At 68.6% G+C, this 20,487-nt stretch carries 17 protein-coding genes; 6 read left to right on the forward strand and 11 right to left on the reverse strand.

Annotated features, from left to right (window positions below; all coding sequences use genetic code 11):
- Window positions 1–196 precede the first annotated feature (196 nt).
- The 4 genes from ACNJ7E_RS38475 to ACNJ7E_RS38490 are packed head-to-tail and all read left to right on the forward strand — an operon-like array spanning window position 197 to window position 7,049.
- Window positions 197–1,435, forward strand: a complete 1,239-nt coding sequence (locus tag ACNJ7E_RS38475) for a cytochrome P450 (protein WP_418342285.1) — start codon at window positions 197–199, stop codon at window positions 1,433–1,435.
- Window positions 1,436–1,461: 26 nt separating this feature from the next.
- A complete protein-coding gene (locus ACNJ7E_RS38480; RefSeq protein ID WP_280781300.1) occupies window positions 1,462–2,088 on the forward strand; it encodes a TetR/AcrR family transcriptional regulator in 627 nt (208 codons plus the stop codon).
- A 33-nt stretch (window positions 2,089–2,121) separates the two neighbouring features.
- The gene (locus ACNJ7E_RS38485) at window positions 2,122–3,831 is read left to right on the forward strand and encodes an AMP-binding protein (RefSeq protein WP_418342286.1); all 1,710 of its coding nucleotides are present in this window, start codon (window positions 2,122–2,124) and stop codon (window positions 3,829–3,831) included.
- Entirely contained in the window at window positions 3,828–7,049 is a 3,222-nt protein-coding gene (locus tag ACNJ7E_RS38490; protein WP_418342287.1) for an acetyl-CoA carboxylase family protein, read from the forward strand. The genes ACNJ7E_RS38485 and ACNJ7E_RS38490 overlap by 4 nt, the downstream gene beginning before the upstream one ends.
- A 21-nt stretch (window positions 7,050–7,070) precedes the next feature.
- Here ACNJ7E_RS38490 and ACNJ7E_RS38495 read toward each other — a convergent pair whose 3' ends face one another.
- From ACNJ7E_RS38495 to ACNJ7E_RS38540, 10 genes are all read right to left on the reverse strand, one after another.
- The gene (locus ACNJ7E_RS38495) at window positions 7,071–8,072 is read right to left on the reverse strand and encodes an MDR family oxidoreductase (RefSeq protein WP_418342288.1); all 1,002 of its coding nucleotides are present in this window, start codon (window positions 8,070–8,072) and stop codon (window positions 7,071–7,073) included.
- Between the two features lie 88 nt (window positions 8,073–8,160).
- Window positions 8,161–9,231, reverse strand: a complete 1,071-nt coding sequence (locus tag ACNJ7E_RS38500) for an L-idonate 5-dehydrogenase (protein ID WP_280781296.1) — start codon at window positions 9,229–9,231, stop codon at window positions 8,161–8,163.
- A 35-nt stretch (window positions 9,232–9,266) separates the two neighbouring features.
- On the reverse strand, window positions 9,267–10,205 hold the full coding sequence (locus ACNJ7E_RS38505) for a sugar kinase (protein ID WP_418342289.1): 939 nt from the start codon (window positions 10,203–10,205) through the stop codon (window positions 9,267–9,269).
- On the reverse strand, window positions 10,205–10,819 hold the full coding sequence (locus ACNJ7E_RS38510; RefSeq protein WP_418342290.1) for a bifunctional 4-hydroxy-2-oxoglutarate aldolase/2-dehydro-3-deoxy-phosphogluconate aldolase: 615 nt from the start codon (window positions 10,817–10,819) through the stop codon (window positions 10,205–10,207). Before ACNJ7E_RS38510 ends, ACNJ7E_RS38505 begins: the two co-directional genes overlap by 1 nt.
- Complete coding sequence (locus ACNJ7E_RS38515; RefSeq protein ID WP_280781293.1) at window positions 10,816–12,195, reverse strand: MFS transporter; 1,380 nt, start codon at window positions 12,193–12,195, stop codon at window positions 10,816–10,818. Before ACNJ7E_RS38515 ends, ACNJ7E_RS38510 begins: the two co-directional genes overlap by 4 nt.
- A gap of 50 nt (window positions 12,196–12,245) precedes the next feature.
- Entirely contained in the window at window positions 12,246–13,781 is a 1,536-nt protein-coding gene (locus ACNJ7E_RS38520) for a mannitol dehydrogenase family protein (protein ID WP_418342291.1), read from the reverse strand.
- A 5-nt stretch (window positions 13,782–13,786) separates the two neighbouring features.
- On the reverse strand, window positions 13,787–15,004 hold the full coding sequence (gene manD, locus ACNJ7E_RS38525) for a D-mannonate dehydratase ManD (RefSeq protein WP_418342292.1): 1,218 nt from the start codon (window positions 15,002–15,004) through the stop codon (window positions 13,787–13,789).
- Window positions 15,001–16,005 carry a 2-hydroxyacid dehydrogenase gene (locus ACNJ7E_RS38530; RefSeq protein ID WP_418342293.1) on the reverse strand — a complete coding sequence of 335 codons (1,005 nt, stop codon included), beginning with the start codon at window positions 16,003–16,005 and terminating at the stop codon, window positions 15,001–15,003. The genes manD and ACNJ7E_RS38530 overlap by 4 nt, the downstream gene beginning before the upstream one ends.
- Window positions 16,006–17,022 carry a LacI family DNA-binding transcriptional regulator gene (locus ACNJ7E_RS38535; RefSeq protein ID WP_418342294.1) on the reverse strand — a complete coding sequence of 339 codons (1,017 nt, stop codon included), beginning with the start codon at window positions 17,020–17,022 and terminating at the stop codon, window positions 16,006–16,008. It abuts the gene before it with no gap.
- A 112-nt stretch (window positions 17,023–17,134) separates the two neighbouring features.
- Window positions 17,135–18,109: an MsnO8 family LLM class oxidoreductase gene (locus ACNJ7E_RS38540; RefSeq protein WP_418342295.1), complete on the reverse strand. Its 975-nt coding sequence runs from the start codon at window positions 18,107–18,109 to the stop codon at window positions 17,135–17,137.
- 141 nt (window positions 18,110–18,250) lie between these two features.
- Here ACNJ7E_RS38540 and ACNJ7E_RS38545 point away from each other — a divergent pair, with 141 nt between their 5' ends.
- On the forward strand, window positions 18,251–19,378 hold the full coding sequence (locus ACNJ7E_RS38545) for a nitric oxide synthase oxygenase (protein WP_418342392.1): 1,128 nt from the start codon (window positions 18,251–18,253) through the stop codon (window positions 19,376–19,378).
- Here the strand turns inward: ACNJ7E_RS38545 and ACNJ7E_RS38550 are convergent.
- Window positions 19,366–19,836 carry a group II truncated hemoglobin gene (locus ACNJ7E_RS38550; protein ID WP_011595496.1) on the reverse strand — a complete coding sequence of 157 codons (471 nt, stop codon included), beginning with the start codon at window positions 19,834–19,836 and terminating at the stop codon, window positions 19,366–19,368. The two genes, ACNJ7E_RS38545 and ACNJ7E_RS38550, sit on opposite strands and share 13 nt — an antisense overlap.
- A 70-nt stretch (window positions 19,837–19,906) precedes the next feature.
- Between ACNJ7E_RS38550 and ACNJ7E_RS38555 the strand changes: the two genes are divergently transcribed.
- The gene (locus tag ACNJ7E_RS38555) at window positions 19,907–20,485 is read left to right on the forward strand and encodes a TetR/AcrR family transcriptional regulator (RefSeq protein WP_418342296.1); all 579 of its coding nucleotides are present in this window, start codon (window positions 19,907–19,909) and stop codon (window positions 20,483–20,485) included.
- Window positions 20,486–20,487: the final 2 nt, after the last annotated feature.

The following is a 20,487-nucleotide window of genomic DNA, read 5'->3' on the forward strand; positions in this document are numbered from 1 at the left end:
CCGAGAAATTCTAGAACACGTTTTCCACATCGGGGTCATGATCAGGCTCGATGGCTCCAGATCCACTCACGCTGAGACAAGGGCACATTTACCGCTGAACAGCGAAGTCGCAGTCTTCTGGCCACCCTTGACAGCACCCTCCTTCGGCGCGAACTGTGATCATCTGTAACAGGTTCTCGTCAACAAGGAGTCCTCGATGGCCCACTCGCCGACCCACGGAATCGACATCTTCGATCCCGTCCATCTCGACGAACCGAACGAGCTCTACCGGATCCTCCGCGAACACTCCCCCGTCCACCGGGTCGCCGGCACAGACTTCTTTCTGGTGTCGACGTGGGATCTCGTGACCGAGGCGGCGAACCGCACCGACGTCTTCTCGTCGAACCTCACCGGCGTGCTGGTGCAGCGGCCGTCGGGACCGCCCGCGACGTTCGACCTGGACGGCGGCGGTCAGGCCGTGCACGTCTTGGCCACCGCCGACGACCCGGCGCACCTGCACCACCGCACACTCGTGCTGACGACGCTCGGCCGCCGCATCCGCGCCCTTACCCCGACCGTGTACTCGCTCGTCGACACGCTGTGGGACGAGGGCCTCCGCGACGGGCAGATCGATTGGGCGTCCGCGATGGCGGACCGGCTGCCACTGGCGATGGTCGCGCATCTCATCGGCCTGCCCGAGTCGGACGTACCCCAGCTACTGACGTGGGCCTACGACAGCACGGAGATGCTCGGCGGGGTCGTCGCCGCGGATCGCCTCGGCCCCCTCGTCACCTCCGCGGCCGAACTGGCCGGCTATCTACGGGCCGAACTCGCGCGGGCGAGGTCGGACCCACGCGCCGACCTTCTGGGCGTCCTCGCGCACGCATGCAATGCCGGTGAACTGTACGAGGACGTGGCGACACTCGTCCTGGTCCAGCTGGTCGGCGCCGGCGGCGAATCGACCGCGGGGCTGATCGGGGGCGCCGCACGTCTCCTCGCCACCCGCCCCGGACTGCAGTCCCGGCTCCGGCAACAACCCGCACTCGTCGACGCGTTCCTCGACGAGGCACTTCGTCTCGAGTCCCCGTTCCGCGGGCATCACCGGCACGTGCTTGCCGACACCACGCTCGCCGGCGTCGAACTGCCCGCCGGTAGCCATCTACTCCTGCTGTGGGGTGCGGCCAACCGGGATCCGGCCGTGTTCGAGCGTCCGGACGAGATAGTGCTCGACCGGCCGCACATCCGTTCGCATCTCGCATTCGGCAAGGGCGTCCACTTCTGTGTCGGATCGGCGCTCGCCCGGATGGAGGCGCTCGCCGCGACCACCGCATTGCTCGCGCGCACCGACAGCTTCTCCCTCGCCGTCGACGCCGAGCCACGGTGGGTCCCCAGCCTGTTCGTGCGGCGCCACAGCGCGCTCCCGCTCCGACTCGAGCAGATGACACGCAGCGATTGACATTGACGTCAATATCAACACATACTGTGACCGTGACCACAAGCGAGGCTCAGGAGCGGGCGCGGTCGGCGCGGAAAGACAACGACGGTCCCCGCCGCCGCGAACTCCTCCGGGCCGCGAGCGCCTGCTTCGCCGAACTCGGTTACGACCGGGCGACCGTCGAGGTGATCACCACTCGGGCCGAAGTGTCGCGGGCAACGTTCTACGCCTACTTCTCGTCGAAGGACGAGGTGTTCCACGCCGTCGCCGCCGACGTGTGCGAGGAATTCCTCGAGTCGCAGCACGTGGAAGGACCGGCGAGCGAGGACCTGCGAGAGGTGCTGCGCACCACCACGAAAGCGTTCGTGGAAGCCGTGTACGCCAACGGACGCGTCCTCGAACTGATCAGGCACCGCGCCCGGCTCGACCCTGAGGTCGGCAGAAGCTGGACCACCGTGCAGACCCGGCTCATCCGCCGCTACACCCGGTTCATCGAGCGCATCATCGCCACGTGCGACGTCACGCCGTGCGCCCCACCCGCCCGCATCGCGCAGACCCTCGCCGACGCCCAGCTCGCGGGCGCCGCCCGGCTGGTCGATGCGACCGCCCGCGAACAACGCCGGTACACCGCCGACCTGACCGCCATCTCCGAAAGACTCATCGGCTTCGCCTGACAACGACAATCCGCACAGAATCGGGAGTTCGGTATGCCCACTTCGCCTTCGAGTGACCTCACGGCCCTGGAATCGGCCCTCGCCGAGATACGCGAACTCCAGGACGCCGCGTGGCCACCGCAGGTACCGCGGACAGTCGAGTACCCGATCGAGGGCCGCACCGTGATCGACTACCTGCGGCACTGGGCAACGGAACGACCGCAGACCGTCGCGATCGACTTCTACGGTCGTGCCATCACCTACGCCGAACTCGACGAACTCTCCGACCGCTTCGCCGGCTGGCTCCTGCAGCGGGGCGCGTCCGCCGGTGACCGCGTCGGCGTCCACCTCACCAACTGTCCCCAGTTCCATGTCGCCATGCTCGGGATCCTGAAGATCGGCGCCGTCCACGTCCCGATCAACCCGCTGTTCCGGGAGCACGAACTCGCGTACGAACTCGACGACGCCGGCGTGGAAATCCTGCTGACGCAGGATTCGTTCGAGGCCATGGTCGACTCCGTGCGCGACCAGACGGCGTTGCGGCACGTCGCGATCACCGCCCTGTCGGACCTGCTGCCCGCCGAACCCAGCGTCGCACCGCCGTTCCCCGCCACCTCCGCGCCCACCGACTGGGCGGAGATCGTGAACTCCGCACGCGCCGAGCCTATTCCGATGGACCCCGATGCGTTGGCGGCACTGAACTACACCGGAGGCACTACCGGGATGCCGAAGGGCTGCGAACACACGCAGGCGCACATGGTCTACACCGCCGCCACCGCGACACTGGCCGGCGGCAGGCAGGTGGGCGAGGCTCCCCCGGTGGTCCTCGGGTTCCTGCCCATCTTCTGGATCGCCGGCGAGGACTTCGGCATCCTGTACCCGCTGATCAACGGCGGCACCGTGGTGCTCCTCAACCGCTGGGACCCGGACGCCGCGGCGACCCTCGTCGACAGTCGTGGGGTGACATCGATGGTCGGGACGGTCGACAACTATGTCGAACTGATGGATTTGCCCGGCTTCACCGAACGTGATTTCTCCACGCTGGACAACGCGATGGCCGTGTCGTTCGTGCTCAAGCTCGACCCCGCGATTCGCGGCCGCTGGCGCGACGCCACCGGGCACGTGCTGCGGGAGGCCAGCTACGGGATGACGGAGACGCACACCGCCGACACCATCACACTCGGTTTCCAGACCGACGACGAAGACCTGCTCAGCGAACCCGTGTTCTGCGGACTTCCGGTTCCGGGCACGGACGTGCTGATCGTCGACGAGGCCGGGGCGCCCGTGCCGGTGGGGCAAGCCGGACAGATCGTCGTGCGGAGTCCGTCGCTGCTCACCGGTTACTACGGCAAACCCGACGCCACCGCTGCCGCTCTCCGCGACGGATGGCTCCAGACCGGCGACGTCGGCAAGCTGAACGGCAAAGGCGCACTGCACTATCTGGCGCGCAACAAGGAAATGATCAAGACCAACGGAATGAGCGTGTTCCCCTCCGAGGTCGAGGCACTGCTCATGCTGCACCCCGACATCCAGTCGGCCGCGGTGGTGCCGAAGCCCGATCCGGGCAAAGGCCAGGTGCCGTTCGCGTTCGTTCAGCTCCTGCCCGACCGTGAGATCTCGGGCGAAGAACTGAGGGAGTGGGCCGCCCGGAACATGGCCACGTACAAGGTGCCCACCGTCGAGGTGCTCGACGCACTACCCATGACGGCGACCGGGAAGGTCCGCAAGGCCGACCTGTTCGCCCTGGCCGAGGAGTACAAGTGACCCTGCTGGTCGCCAATCGTGGCGAGATCGCGCTCCGCATCATCCGCACCGCCGAGGAGATGTCGGTCGACACCGTCGCCGTCTACGCGGAGGACGACGCGGACAGCCCCCACGTGCGCGCGGCAACCGAAGCGGTCGCGCTCCGCGGTTCCGGCCCCTCCGCCTATCTGGATCCTCGGGCCATTCTCGACGCGGCCGCCGAGTTCGGTGCCACGGCAGTGCATCCCGGATACGGATTCCTCAGCGAGAACGCCGCTTTCGCACGCGCCTGCGCCGAGGCCGGACTGGCCTTCGTGGGTCCGAGCCCCGACGTGCTCGACATCTTCGGCGACAAGTCGTCGGCGCGTGAGGCCGCGGTGGCCGCGAAGGTGCCGGTGCTCGCCGCGACCAACGGTCCCACCGACCTGGACGGCGTCCGCGCGTTCTTCGCGGAACACCCGGGCGGCATCATGATCAAGGCGCTCGCGGGCGGCGGCGGTCGCGGCATCCGTGCCGTCCGCAGCTCGGACCGGATCGAGGAGGAGTACCGGCTGTGCGCGTCCGAGGCGCAACTCGGATTCGGCAACCCCGCACTGTTCGCCGAGGCACTCCTCGACGGCGCCCGGCACATCGAGGTGCAGGTGGTGGCGGCCCCTCAGGCGGGTGTCACGCGGGCCCTGGCCGTCGGTGACCGCGACTGCAGCGTGCAGCGCCGCCACCAGAAACTCGTCGAGATCGCCCCCGCGCAGGGGCTCGACCCGGGACTGCGCAGCGAACTGCACGAGGCCGCGACCCGGCTGTGCGCCAGTGTCGGGTACCGGGGACTCGCCACCGTCGAATTCCTGGTGTCCAGGGACGGCTTCGTGTTCCTGGAGGTCAATCCCCGAATCCAGGTGGAGCACACGGTCACCGAGGAGGTGACGGGGATCGACCTCGTCGCCGTGCAGATCGACATCGCCCGGGGCGCGGACTACGGGGACCTGTCGCTGCCCGGGGGCGTCAGCGCCGTGGGGCTCGACACGTCGGGCACCCCCGCTGCCGCGCGCGGAATCGCCGTCCAGGCCCGCGTCAACATGGAGACGATGCGCCCCGACGGTCAGGCCGTTCCCGCCGCGGGCACCCTGTCCGTCTTCTCACCGCCGACGGGACCGGGTGTGCGCGTGGACACCTACGGCCGGCCCGGACTGTCGCCGAGCCCGCGGTACGACTCGCTCCTCGCGAAGGTCATCGTGCATTCGCGGGGCCCGTCGTTCTCGGCCGCGGTGCGCAAGGCCGATGCGGCGCTCGCCGAGTTCGTCGTCGAGGGTGTCCCCACCAATATCGGCTTCCTCCGGGCGATTCTGGCGGACCCCGGCTTCGCCGACGGCATCGTCGGCACCGACCATCTCGCCGAGGGGATGAGCGCGCTCGTCGACGCCGCGCACGTGCACCAGCCGGCGGAGGTGGCGTCGGAGGCATTCGAGTTGCGGGCGGGTGAGGACGTGCTGCGCGCCCACATGGCCGGGACCGTCGTGGAGGCGGCCGGCGAAGGTGCAACCGTGGAGTCGGGTGCTCAGCTCGTGGTGCTCGAGGCCATGAAGATGCAGCACGTGATCGCCGCGCCCGCCGGTGCGGTGGTCGAGCGGAATCTGGTCGCGCCCGGGCAGAACGTCAACGCCGGCGACCCGCTGGTCGTGATCCGCCGCACGGGATCGAAGGCCGGCGACGTCGCCGACAGCGCAACCGATCTGGATCGTGAGCGCGCGGACCTGGCGGAGATCCGGCAGCGGCACGAGGTGACCCTCGACGCCGCCCGGCCCGCCGCGATCGCGAAGCGCACGAAGCTCGGACGGCGCAGCGCACGTGCCAACATCGACGATCTGGTCGACCCCGGCAGCTTCGTCGAATACGGACCGCTCGTCCTGGCCGCGCAGCGCAGCCGCCGATCCGAGCAGGACCTGATCGAGAACACCCCCGCCGACGGTCTCGTCGCCGGGCTCGCCACCGTCAACGGTGACGTGTTCGGTTCGCGCGACGCCCAGGCGGTCGTGCTGTCGTACGACTACACGGTGCTCGCCGGAACCCAGGGCATGCGGAACCACGCGAAGACGGACCGGGTGATCGAACTCGCCGGCCGCAAGCAGGTTCCGGTGGTCCTGTTCGCCGAGGGCGGCGGCGGACGGCCGGGCGACACCGATGCCGGCCCGGCAGCAGGGTTGGACCTGAACACCTTCCGGTCGCTGGCGGCACTGAACGGGAAAGTTCCGCTGGTGTCGGTGGTCTCCGGCCGCTGTTTCGCGGGGAACGCCGCCCTCGCCGGAGTCTGCGACGTCCTCATCGCCACCCCCGACGCGAACATCGGCATGGGCGGCCCGGCGATGGTGGAGGGCGGTGGACTGGGTGTGTACCGGCCGGAGGACATCGGGCCCGTCGACGTGCAGCGGCGCAACGGCGTCATCGATCTGCTCGCCCGGGACGAGGCGCACGCCGTCGAACTGGCCAAGAAGTACCTGTCGTACTTCCAGGGCGCACTCCCCGACTGGGAAGCCCCCGACGAGCGGCTCGCACGCCACGTCGTCCCGGAGAACCGGTTGCGCGCCTACGACGTTCGCAGTGCCATGGAATCCATCGCCGATGTGGGCTCGGTCCTCGAACTACGCCGCGACCACGGCGTCGGCATCGTCACCGCGCTGATCCGGGTGGAAGGTGCGCCGTACGGGCTGGTCGCGAACAGCAGCCACCACCTCGGCGGCGCGATCGACGCGGTCGCGGCGGACAAGATGGCCCACTTCCTGGAGCTGTGCGAATCGTTCGGTCTGCCCGTCGTCTCACTGTGCGACACACCGGGATTCATGGTCGGCCCCGATTCGGAGAAGGAGGCCACGGTTCGCCGGTTCGGCAACCTGTTCGTCGCGGGCGCGCGGATGACCGTGCCGTACGGAACGATCATCCTGCGCAAGGGGTACGGCCTCGGCGCGATGGCCATGGCGGGCGGCTCCTTCCACGCGTCCGAGTTCACGGTCGCGTGGCCGACCGGCGAGATCGGGGCCATGGGGCTGGAGGGCGCGGTGCGGCTCGGATTCCGGAAGGAACTCGAGGCCATCGACGACCCCGCCGAGCGCGACACCGCGTTCGCGCAACTCGTCGACGCCGCCTACCAGCACGGGAAGGCCTTGAACGCGGCGACGATCTTCGAACTCGACGACGTGATCGACCCGGCCGACTCCCGTGCCTGGATCGTGCGCCTCCGGCACCCGTGAGTACTTATTAACCGCGGGACGTTAATAAGTACTCACAGGGGCGACGCCCACCACGGCCCGGCCGGAGTAGGTGCCGGCCCGCACCTGGTCGATCACCGAGACGACGTCCGCGATCGGAACGTCGTGGGTGATCGACTCGAGCCGGGACGGCGCGAGGTCGGACGCGAGACGGCCCCACAGCCGGCGCCGCTGCTCGATCGGGTACTGCACCGAATCGATTCCGAGCAGGCTGACACCGCGCAGGATGAACGGCAGGACCGTGGTCTCCAACTTCGGTCCGCCGGTCAGCCCACTCGCCGCGACCGCGCCCCCGTACTCGATGGTGCTGAGCACGTGGGCGAGGGTGGCGCCGCCGACGCAGTCGACGGCGGCGGCCCACTGGGCCTTGCCGAGCGGACGCGGTTTCGTGTCGGGCTCCGGGAGGCGGCCGATCACCTTGCTTGCGCCCAGTTCGGTGAGCAGTTCCGCCTTCTCCGGCTTTCCGCTCGACGCGACGACCTCGAAGCCCGCCGCGGACAGCAGGTCGACGGCGACGGTGCCGACGCCGCCACTCGCACCGGTCACGAGCACCGGACCGTTGCCCGGCTCGACTCCGCGGGACAGCAGCGCCTCCACGCTCATCGCGGCCGTGAAACCGGCGGTCCCGATCGCGGCGGCGGTGCGGGTGGACATGCCGTCGAGTTTCACCGCCCAGTCGGCCGGGACGCGGGCGAACTGCGCGTACCCGCCGTGACGGGCGGTGCCGATGTCGTAACCGTGCGCGACGACCGTGTCACCGACGGAGAACTCCGGGGACTGCGACTCGACGACGGTGCCTGCCACGTCGATGCCGGGCACGATGGGGTATTCGCGGACCACTCCACCCTTCGGTGTGAGCGCCAGGGCGTCCTTGAAGTTCACGCTGGAGTACTCGACCTGGATGGTGACCTCGCCCTGCGGCAGGAACGACTCGTCGACCGTCTCCTGGGAGAGGCCGATGGCGCCCTCGTTCTCGCGAGCGATCCAGGCGGTGAATTCCTTCATCAGCTTGCTCTCCTGACCTCGGGGGTGCGTCGAGACCATCATGCGACAGCCGTGTCCCGCAGACGAGGCCGGGGCGACGTTCCCCGGATCAGAACCGTAAGAGCACCTTGCTCGACGAGGACGCATCCCGGGCTGACGCGAAGGCGGTGAGCGCATCGGCGACGTCGTACTCCGCCGTGACGATCGGATCCACCGCCAGGGAGCCGTCGGCGAGGGCGGACACCACCTCGTCGATCTCGTCGTTGAACCGGAACGAGCCGACCAGATCGAGTTCCCGGGTGATCGCGATCGACACGGGTACCGGCTGATCCCCAGACGGAAGCAGACCGACCATCACGACGCGGCCACCGCGGGCCGTCCCGTGGATCGCCGATGCCAGACCGCGATGGTTGCCGGAGCATTCGATGGTGACGTCCGCTTCCACCGCCGCGACTGCGTCGGCATCGGTGGCGGTGAGCGTCGCGTCCGCACCCACGGCACGCGCGATCCTCAGCGGGTACTCGTGCATGTCCACCGCCGTGATCTTCCCGGCGCCCGCCCGCTTCAGCACCGCCACGACGAGCGCGCCGATGGGTCCGGCACCGATGACGAGGACCGACCGGTCCTTCACCTCCCCTGCCCGCGCGACCGCGTGCCACGCCACGCTCGCCGGCTCGGCCAGTGAGGCCAGACGCAGATCGAGACCGTCGGGAAGGACCCGGAGCATGCGGGTCGGGACGGCGACGTGGCTGACGAACAACCCGTCCGCGTGCGGGAAATGTGCCGCGCTGCCCAGGTACGTGCATCCGGGCGAGATGTTGGGGCGATCGGCCGGATATTTCGCGCTGTCGCCGCCGGGGGTCGCGGGATGGATGGTGACGGGGGTGCCTGCGCCGGGACCGGTTCCGTCTTTCGCGCCGATCAGGACGGTTCCCGACGCCTCGTGTCCGAGCCGCATCGGTGCGCGAAGGATCGATTCGCCGGCGGCGCCGTGCTGCCAGTAGTGGAGGTCGGATCCGCAGATCCCGCCATAGGCTATGCGGATCACCGCTTCGTCCGGTTTCGGTGCGGCGATCGGCACCTCCTCCACGCGCAGGTCCTGCGCACCGTGGGCGACGACCGCCTGCGCGTGCGTAGGAACCTCGGTGGCGTGTGAAGCGGCGGTCGGGCTGGTGTTCATCGGTGAAGTCCAGTTCTGTCGGAGGTCGGAGCCTGTCATCTGGTGACGGGTTCCGCTGTGGTGAGGAGCCCGAGTTCGTCCCGGCGCGGCATTCCCTCCCAGTCGCCGGACACGGTGCACGCGAACGCCCCGACCGTCACAGCGGTTCTCAGGCGGTCGGCGGGTGCCTCACCGGCCAGTCGTTCCGCGAGGTAGCCGGCGACGAAACCGTCTCCGGCCCCGACGGAGTCGACCACGCTCACCGGCACCGCGGGCAGGGAGTACGTCTCTCCGTCGACCATCGCGAGGCATCCCTGGTCGCCCAGCTTCAGGATGCTTTCGCGTGGTCCGAGGTCGCGGACACGGGCGACGAGTTCGGCGGGGGTGCCCTCGCCCACCGCGATCGCAGCCTCGTCCTCACCTGCGAAGACGATGTCCGACAACGCGATCAGCTCACGGAAGACGGGGGCCGCGTCGTCCGGCGACCACAGCGCGCGGCGATAGTTGAGATCGAACGACACCGGAATGCCCAGTGCGCGCGCCCGTTCGACGCAGTGCAGGGTGGTCTTCCTGGCGGTGTCGGACAGGGCAGGGGTGATGCCGGTGACGTGCAGCAGGGACGCCGACTCGAGGCGGTCGTCCGCGATGTCCGACATCGTGAGCCGCGACCCCGCGCTGCCGGTCCGGTAATACCAGACGCGGGTGGCGGTGGCGGTTCGCCGCTCCTTCACCATCAGTCCGGTCGGAGCATCCGGATCGCGGACGACGTCGGCGGTGATTCCCTCGGCCCGGAGTTCCCGTTCGATCAGGTCACCCAGACTGTCCTGGCCGACGCGCCCGATCCAGGTGACGTCGACGCCGAGTCGCCGCAGCGCGATCGCGAAGTTCGATTCGGCGCCGCCGATTCCCAGGTGGAGCGTGGAGGTGTGGGCGAGCGGTCCGGTGTCCACCGCCCTGGTGAGGGCCATCGTCTCGCCGAATGTCAGCACCGTCATCACGCGACCTCCAGTTCGGCGACGACGTCGCCGAGGCGCCGGCATCGTTCGGCCAGCTGCCCGAGGTCGCCGCCGCGGAGTGCGTCCCCGATCAGCGGTCCGCCGAGGCTGACCGCCGCCACTCCGGCCGCGAACCACGCGGGGACGTCCTCGATGCCCACCCCACCCGACGGGACCACCTGGATGTCGGGGAAGGGGCCGCGCAGGTGCCCGATGTACTCCGGCCCGACCACCGACGCCGGGAACAGCTTCACGGCAGTCGCACCCGCGTCCCATCCGTTCCACAGTTCGGTAGGGGTGAATCCGCCGGGGTAGATCGGAACTCCGGCACGGACGGCCGTGGCGATGACGTCGAGGTTGGTCGTCGGCGTCACGAGGAAGTCGGCACCCACATCGAGGGCGGCGCGGGCCTGGTCGACGGTGGTGACCGTCCCGACCCCGATCTCGACGCCGTCGGGTGCGGCGCGCCGGATGCTGCTCAGGGACTCGAGGGTGCCGGGCGTGCTCATCGTCAGCTCGACGGCGCGCACCCCGTTCTCGGCGAGGACGGTCACCACGGGGGCGTACCGGTCGGCGTGCGCGGCGCGCAGCACCGCGATGACGGGGGAGATCATGCCGCCGTCACCTCCCGGTCGGTGGAGTTGGCGGCCAGCGTGAGGTCGCGGTCGCGGGTTTCCGGTGCCATCGTCGAGGCGATCAGAACGGTCACGGCCATCACGATCATGTAGACGGCCACGGGGATCCACGAGCCGGAGAAGGCCGTGACGAGGGCCGCGCAGATCAGTGGTGCGACACCGCCCCCGAAGATCGAGGCGAATTCACGGCCGAGAGTGACGCCGGCGTAGCGGTAGCGGGAGCCGAAGATTTCCGGGAAGTAGCTCATGGTGACGCCGACGGCGCCCTGGCAGGCCAGGATGAAGCCGACGATCATCGCCATCGTGATCAGCAGGTGTGAGCCGGTGTTCAGGGCCAGGAAGGTCGGCACCGGCAGGATGATCAGGGCGATCACGATCGAGATGTACACCGGCTTGCGGCCCACCCGGTCGGACAGACGCCCGAACCCGTATGCCGCGATGCCGCCGCAGATGGCCCCGACCAGCAGCACCTTGGGAATGAACGTGGGGTCGACGTGCACGTCGTTCTTGAGGTACGACGCCATGAACACCTGGTACGTGTACGACTGCGCGCTGATGCCGATGGTCATGAACATGACGATGAACAGAGGCTTCTTGCCGTTCGCGAAGATCTCCTTCACCGGCGTCTTCGGAACCTGGTGCTGCTCCTTGAGTTCCTGGAACACCGGGCTCTCGTTGAGCTTGCGACGAATGACGAACGCGGCGACCGTGACGAACAGACTGCTGATGAAGACGAGACGCCAGCCCCAGGACATGAGCTGCTCTTCCGGCAGGAGCTGCGCGGCGATCCACGCGACTGCGCCGAGCGCCGTGCCCAGTGCGGCTCCCGTCATCACCAGGGCGGCGAGCCTACCTCGCCTGCCTATCTGCGCCGTCTCCGTCAGAAGGGTTGCACCGCCGGACTGTTCGGCTCCCGCTCCGAACCCCTGGAAGAATCGGCATGCGACGAGGAGAGCGGGTGCGAGCAGCCCGACCTGACTGTAGGTGGGCAGCAGGCCGATACCCAGTGTCGCGCCGCCCATCAGCATCAGCGTCGCGACGAGCACCCACTTGCGGCCGAGACGCTCTCCGTACCGCGAGAAGAACAGGCCGCCGAGCGGCCGGGCGAGAAACCCGACGGCGTAGGCGCTGAAGCTCGCGAGGATGCCCGCCGCGGGCGAGATGTTCGGGAAGAACAGGGTGTTGAAGATCAGCGCCGAAGCGGTGCCGTAGATGACGAAGTCGTACTGCTCGAGCGTGGTGCCGATGAGCCCCGCCCACGCCGCCCGGCGGACCGCGGACGGGTCTGTCTGGGGTGTACCGCCACCGCGGCCGGGAGTTTTCGGGTTCACCGTGGGGTCGAGTGTAGTGTCCATGGATTCCTCCATTGGTGGTCCCGGAATAGTCCGGGCAAGGGGTGAGGGAGTCAGATGGTCGCGCTGGACCGCAGCGACGTGATCGTCCCGAGGTCCGGGGCCGGGTCGGATGCTTCGCCGGCGGCGACTGCCGGCCCGTGACGGACGATGATGTCGACGAAGTCGGCGATCCGCGAGACGAAGTCGGTGTGCGAAGCGAGAGTGCTGGGAAACAGACCTCCGTCGACGAAGACGGAGCGAACGAATTCGGTAGTGGACGCGGCGTTGTCGGCCATTCCTGCCAGGCGCGGTCGAGCGGGGTCGGTCATGGATCGTGCGTGGGGGCCGGGGTCGAACCCGGGCGGCGGGGCGATGCAGCAGAGGTATGCCGCCACCGTCAGAGAAAGGTACTGCGGGACCGTACCGCGGCCGAGGTGTTCGAGCGCGGGGATCGGGATGCGCTGCGTCAGTTTGACCGATCCGTCGGATCCGACCTGTGAGGTGCGATGTCCCAGAGCGGTATTGGACCAACGCGAGAACAGCTGCCGGATGTAGTCGTCCGTGTCCACCGATGCGGGAACGGTGACCGTCGGCAGGTACTCGTCGCAGAGGATCCGCCGCGCTGCGGCCTCGACGAACGGTTGCGCAACGGACTCGGGGATGGTGGCGCGCCCGTCGAGTGCGCCGAGGTAGGCGATGAGCGAATGTGTCCCGTTGAGCAGCCGGACCTTCATCAGCTCGTACGGCTCGACGTCGTCGGTGAACAGCGCGCCACCGTGCTCCCACACGGGGCGGCCGGCGGCGAACCGCTCCTCCATGACCCACATCGTGAACGGCTCCGCGGGGACGGCGATCGTGTCGCGCACGCCGAGGTGTGCCCGTGCCGTCTCGTTGTAGCGGTCCGAGCCGGACGGCACGATCCGGTCCACCATGGAGTTGGGGAACGTCACGGACGAGTCCATCCAGGACAGCAGGTCATCGCGGAGAGTCGGGGCGAACGTGCCGACGAACTCGCGGACGAGTCTTTCGGTCTGTCGCCCGTTGGACAGCAGGTTGTCGCAGCTGAGGATCGTGACCGGGGCGCCGTGCGTGCTCGCCCGCAGGGCCAGTCCGCGAGCGATCTGCCCGATCGTGGTGCGGGGCGTCCGCACCTCGTTGAGGTCGCGGCGAACGACGTCGGAATCGAGGTCGAGGGAACCGGTCTCGGGTGACACCGTGTACCCGTGTTCTGTCACCGTGATCGTGACGATCTTCGTCGCCGGGTCCGCGATCGCACGGACGACGGACTCCGGGTCCTGCTCGGCCACCAGCGTTCCGGTATGTGAACCCGGGACGCTCACACGAGCACCGTCCGGCGAGATCTCGACGACGCTGTACAGAAGGTCCTGCGCGTTCATCGCATCGGCGACGGTACTCGAGCGGCTCGCCACACCGAGAATGCCCCACGGTCCGGGTTCCCGTTCCATCGCGAGCGCGGTGTACACCGCCTGGTGTGCGCGGTGGAAGTTGCCGAGGCCCAGGTGAACGATCCCGGTCCCCTCCGGTACCCGCCGGTGAATCAACGCCGCAGCGGAAACGTTTCGGCGCGAAAGTGTCGGTTCGGACATGCTCGTCACCAATCCGTCATGGAGCCGTCACGGCGCCGGGCGACCGGGAGATAGGCCTGCTCGTACGGATACTGCTCCGCGAGTTCCTCGTTCATGCTCACTCCGATGCCCGGAACGTCGCCGGGGGTGAGGTGCCCGTCCGAGAACGACCACGCGTGGGGGAAGACCTCGCTGACGAGCGGGTCGTAACCCATGTACTCCTGGATTCCGAAGTTCGGCGTTGCGAGACCGAGGTGCAGACTCGCTCCCAGGGAGATCGGCGAGACGTCCGATGGGCCGTGCGGGCCGCCACGAATCTGGTACACCTCGGCGAGCGCGAAGATCTTGCGGACGTGGCTGATTCCGCCCGCGTGGACGATGGCCACCCGGATGAAGTCGATCAGCTGTTCGGTGATCAGGTGCTGGCAATCCCAGATCGTGTTGAAGACCTCCCCGATCGCCAGGGGTGTGGTGGTGTGGTTGCGCACCAGGCGCAGTGCGTCCTGGTTCTCGGCCGGCGTGACGTCCTCGAGCCAGAACAGGTCCACGTGTTCGACCGACTTCCCCAGTCGCGCGGCCTGCTGCGGGGTGAGCCGATGGTGGGCGTCGTGGAGCAATTTGAGGTCGGGGCCGACGTGTTCACGGACGGCTTCGAGGATCCGGGGTGCATGGTTGAGGTACGCGTCGGTGTCCCACACTTCCTCGACCGGGAGGGCGCCGCGGCTCGCGGGCTCGTATCCGGTGGCGCCCTGGTGCACGCCGTACACCGAATCCAGGCCTGGTACCCCGGACTGCACTCGAATCGCCTGAAAGCCTTTCGCGCGCTTGGCGTCGACGGAGTCGAGGAGCGCGGGCGCGTCCCACCCGGTCGCGTGGGTGTAGGAGAGCACCCGGTCGCGGACGGCACCGCCGAGCAACTGATAGACGGGCTGGCCGAGGGTCTTGCCCTTGATGTCCCAGAGGGCGACGTCGACGGCTCCGATCGCGGCCATCGTGACGGGCCCGCGCCGCCAGTACACGCCGCGGTAGAGGTATTGCCAGGTGTCCTCGATCCGCGCCGGGTCACGCCCGATCAGCAAGGGCGCGACATGGTCCCGGAGATACGACGCGACCGACAGTTCACGGCCGTTGAGCGTGGCGTCACCGTAGCCGACGACGCCGTCGGCGGTGGTGATCTTGAGGGTGACGAAGTTGCGGGTGGGGCTGCAGACCAGCACGTCCGCGGAGATGATCTTGTCGGTCATGCTCGTGATCCTTTCGAGCCGACGGCGGGTGCGACGACGTTGCGCAGTTGCTCACCGCGCGCGAGTCGAGTGATGTTGTCGGCGATGTCGTCGACCCGGCCGACGAAAGTCTGTTGTGAGACCCCGGAAGAATGCGGTGTCATCAGGATGTTGGGGAGTTCGGAGAACGGCAGAGCGCTGGGTGTCCCGCGACCGTCGGGTCCGGGATAGTCGTACCAGACGTCGATGGCAGCGGCCGCGATGGTCGACGAGGACAGTGCGTCGAACAGGGCCTGCTCCTGGACGAGGGGTCCGCGGCCCACGTTGACCAGCACCCCGTCGCTGCCGAGTGCGCGCAGTTCGTCGGCGCCGATCATGCCCCGCGTCCGGTCGTCGAGCGGTGCGGACACCACGACGACATCGGATTCGACGAGGAGACGCCCGAGCTGGGAAACGTCGGCCGCCCAGTCCAGTCCCGCACTCGGCGCGTCGACGTTGCCACGACCGGTCACGGCCGCTCCTGTCGCGCCGAATGCTCGGAACAGAGTCCACGTGGCGTGGCCGATGTGGCCGAACCCCACGAAGCCCACTCGCGCGCCCTGCAGCGAATTCGACTGCGTGAGACGGTCGTCGTAGACCGAGGTCGCCCAGACGCCCTGCCGGAGCGCCGTGTCCTGCGCGACGAAGCCGCGCCGAAGCATCACCGTGGCCGCCACGACGTATTCGGCGATCGACTTCTCATGATGGAAGGTGTTCGCCACCAGCATGTCCGGTGCCAGGGCATCAAAGGTGATGTTGTCCGTGCCGGCAACGGCGACGTGGACCAGACGCAGCCGCTCGGCAACCGACGCCATGGACGGTGTGAACCTTCCCCCGACGTAGACGTCGGCGTCGCGCAGATCCTCGATCAGGGCGACCTCGTCGAAGCTGTCGTGCCAGGACAACCGTGTATCGGACGGAACTGCGGCCTCGAGCCGGGGTCGGTGCGGGATCAGGTTGCTGTCGGCAACAACGATTTTCATCTAGCGGCTCTCTTTTCCGGGGCGAAACACCCGATCGTGCGCCGGTCCGGCCGAAGCCCGGACGACCAGTTGAGTGGGGAGATGGATTTCTCGGATATCGGAGTCCGGCTCGTTCGCGCGCTGGAACACCAGGTCCAGACTCAGCACACCGGCTCGTGCCATCGGCACGTTGATGCTCGTGAGTGCGGGGCTGGCGAGTTCGGCCAGCGGCGAGTCGTCGATGCCGACGACGCTCAGGTCGGCCGGCACCGAGAAGCCCATTGCGCGGACGCCGTTCATCACTCCGATGGCCATCGGATCGTTGTGCGTGATCACGGCGCTCGCACCCGTCGCAATCACGCTCGCGGCCGCGGCGTGACCGCCCGCGAGGGTTTCCTGCTGCCAGCCGAGCAGACTCAGCTGCACGTCGCGGGCCTTGCAGAATTCCTCGACCGCGGCGACGCGGCGCTGGTTCGACCAGGATTGCGGCGAACCCTGGACGTACGCGAGGTGCTCGTGTCCGAGGGCGACGAGGTAGTCGATGGCCTGGCGAATTCCGTCTTCCGAATCCGCCACGATGCAATCGCATTCGGGTGACGAGCGGTTGACGAGCACCAAGGGTGTGTCGCCGGCGAGCTGCACGATGTCCGATGCGGGCAGCCGTGGAGCGCAGACCACGAGTGCGTCGACGCGCCCCTGCAACTCGCCGAGAACCTCACGCTCACGGTCGGCGCTGCCGTCGGTGTCGGTGAGGAGCACGGTCTGGCGCCGGTGCCACCCCTGCGCCTGCGCCGCCTTCACGAAGCTCGCGAACACGGTGTGCCCGATGTCGGGTACCACGACCGCGACGGTGGTGGCGGCGGGGCGCACGACGTCGGTCCGGGTCGGTGACGCCGCCCGGTAGCCGATCTCGTCGGCGACCGCGATGATCCGCGCGAGCGTGTCCGGTCCGATCCGGTCCGGGGCACTGAATGCCCGTGACGCGGTGGACAGGGATACCCCTGCGCGTTGTGCGACCTCGGTCAAGGTGGGTGCCACGGTGCTACCGCCTCGCTGTTCGTTGTGACTGCCGACACACACTATCCGCCTGCTTGCGCAAGATTGTCAATAGTTGCGCAAGGCTTGCGGCAAGCGTGTGCGTCGTGCGTGTTCACACGTACAGGAGCGACAACCGCCGATCGGATTCGAACAGCGCGGCCCGGTCGAACGTCGACGTCGAGGCCAGGAGTTCGTCCGCACCGGTGCGCGCGGCGAGGGCCTCGAGCGCTTCCCTCACCTGCTCCGCGGTGCCGTGAATGGAGTTCGCGATCGAGGCGTCGACCTGTTCGCGCAGCCGCGGAGTCCACGCCTGCCCCCGGATGTCCGCGACCGATTCGAGCGGCGGGAACTCGCCGGTCCGGCTCGACTGTGCCAGCGCCCACGCCTCCGGAAGCAGCAGTTCACGGGCCCGGTCTGCGTCCTCGGCGATCATCACCTCCAGCGAGACGACCACGTACGGGGACCGGTTTCCGGCGGACGGGACGAAGCTGTCGCGGTACCGGTCCAGTTCCGGGACGTTGGCGCCCGACCCTCCGAGTACCGGACCACCGACCACCACCGGCAGACCGGCCTTCGCGGCGAAGTCGAGCCCGCGCCGGGTAGCGAGAACGAACATCGGCGGTGGACTCGTCACGTGGGGCCGGGCCGTCACGGCGCCCTTGCCCTCGAGGTAGCTCCGCACCTCGTCGAGGTCGCCGGCGAACGTGTCGGGGGCGTTGCGGTCGCGGCGCAGCGCCTCGCGTACGGGCTTCGTGAATCCCAGCGACCGTCCGACGCCCAGGTCGATCCGGCCCGGGAACATCGCCTCGAGCATCAGGAACTGTTCGGCCACCACGAGAGGCTGGTGATTCGGCAGCATCACGCCACCCGAGCCCAACCGGATCCGGGCGGTGCGGGCGCCGAGGGCAGCGAGCAGAACCGGCGGCGACCCACTCGCGATGCCCGGCACGGCGTGGTGCTCGGCCACCCAGAACCGATGGAACCCCAGTTGCTCGGCATGCACCGCCCGCTCGATCGTCCCGGTCAGCGCGGCAGAGTCCAGCGCACCCTGGCGCGTGCGGGACCGGTCCAGAATCGACAGCTTCACCCTCGGGGGAACCGCCGTCCGGCCGGCGGTATTTCCTCACCCCGTCCGCACTCGGTGGACGAGTGTGCGCGCTTCGCTGACATACTGACCGCCGCAGGATCCACGATCGCCGGGAGGTCAATGGTGAGCAGCACGGGGACTATGTCGTACTCGCTGGACGTCACGTCGCGGTCCGCAGCGCAGATGCGGGAGTGCGCAGAGTTCTTCAGCGAGCCCGAGCTGGCCCACCTGCCCACCTCCCGCCTCGCGGACGCACTGGAGTCGCTGGCCGAGACGGGCCGCTACGAGCACACCGTGGAGGAACTGGAAGTCGGCTCGCAGCTGGCGTGGCGCAACCACGCCCGGTGCGTCGGTCGCAAGCACTGGCGCACGCTGAAGCTGATCGATGCCCGGCACGTCACCACCGCGGACGAGATTGCGGAGGCGTGCTGGGAGCACCTGCGGGTCGCGACGAACGGCGGCGCCCTGCGCTCGGTCATCACGGTCGGTCCCCTACCGCTGGCGGACGGACGCGAGTACAAGATCGTCAGCCCGCAACTGATCCGGTACGCCGGCTACCGCCACGCGGACGGGACGGTGACCGGGGACCCCGCCCAGGTCGGAATCACCGAGACGGTGACGAAGATGGGATGGCGGGGCGCAGGCACGCCGTTCGACGTGCTGCCGCTGCTGGTCAGCACCCCCGACGAGACGCTGCGCTGGTACGACGTTCCCCCGGACCTGGTCCTCGAGGTCGAGATCGAGCACCCCGACTACGCCTGGTTCGCCGATCTCGGCCTCAAATGGCATGCCGTTCCCGCCGTGTCGAACATGAGTTTCTCGGTCGGCGGGCTGATCTACCCCCTCGCCCCGTTCAGCGGGTGGTACGTGAGCACGGAGGTCGGGGCCCGCAACCTCAGCGACCAGGATCGGTACGACATGCTGCCCGCGATCGCCGAACGGCTGTGCCTGGACACGACGTCGGAGCGAACGCTGTGGCGCGACCGCGCACTGGTCGAACTGAACCGCGCCGTGATCCACAGTTACCGGCAGGCCGGTGTGCACATGGTCGACCATCACACCGTTGCCAAGCAGTTCATCAGCCACGTCGAACGCGAAGAGTCACTCGGCCGGAAGTGCCCGACGGACTGGTCGTGGATCAACCCGCCGATGTCGGCGGCGCTGACGCCCACCTTCCACCGGCTCTACGACGCACCCGACATGGACATCCGCCCGAACTTTCTCCCGGCCGCCAGCTCGGGTTGCCCGATCTCCGGTCAGCCGCGATAGGGCGGGGCCACGCCCCAACCCCAGTGCGGCACCGGCGCGTGCTCGACCACCTCGGCGCCGGGGCTCGAGTTCTGCAGCGCGAGCCTGGTCCCCCACTCGACGTATGCCATGAAGGCGGAGCGAAATTCGGGATCCGACGGCAACTTCGCGTCGTCGGCGGCGAGGCTCATCGTCGCAGCGAAGCGGTGCCGCTGCTCCGGGGTGATGCCCAGACCGATGTGGTGCCGCAGCATCCGTTCGTACCCCCCGAGTCGGTCGGTGTAGCCGGGTGGACCGCCGAACACCTCGCACCACCACAGCGTCACGTTGCGGCGATGCTCCTCGTGCACTCCGCCCGGGAACATCGGGGACAGCAGGTCGTCGCGCTCGACCCGGTCGTAGAAGGCGTCGATCAGCCGCCGGAACGACTGCTCACCGCCCGCCCATTCGTACAGGGACGGTGTTTCCTGATCACTCATGTGAGCTCCCGATTTCCGTCGTCTGTCCGTTACAATACACACCAGTATTGAATTGAAAAGAGGATCGAGCATGAGTGTGGCCGGGCGCAGTCGCGACACCGATATCGACACTCGCGTGCTGAAAGTGGCGGGCAGGCAATTGTCCCGGGCCGGGTACGACGCGATGTCGATCGCCGCGATCGCCGCGGAGGCCGGCACCACCCGGCAGGCGCTGTACCGGCGGTGGGCGTCGAAGTCGGAGCTCGCCGCCGCCGTCGTGGCGCAGTTGGCCGACGAACGGTCGGGGCGGGCCTCGGCCGACCCCTTCGGGGATCTGGTGCGCGAGCTGACCGACTTCCAGCGCGGGGTGTCGCGGAGCGGCCGGTTGTCGCTGGTCGGCACGATGCTGCAGGACACGACGGACACCGACGTCCGCGCGCAGTACCGCGCCCGGGTGGTGGCGCCGCGCCGGCGCCGAATCCGCGCCATCCTGGACCGCGCCGCCGAACTGAAGCTGATCGACGCCGACGCCGATCTCGACGTCGCCGTCACCATGACCACCGGCAGTTGGTACGGCCGGGCGTTGGCCGGTGATCGCCCACCCGCCGATTGGCCGGCCCGGACCGCGACATTTATCTGGCGGGCCGTCGGCGGGACGCCGCCGGCCTGACG

Source organism: Rhodococcus mengyinensis, from assembly GCF_048381435.1.
Lineage (GTDB): Bacteria > Actinomycetota > Actinomycetes > Mycobacteriales > Mycobacteriaceae > Rhodococcus_F > Rhodococcus_F opacus_D.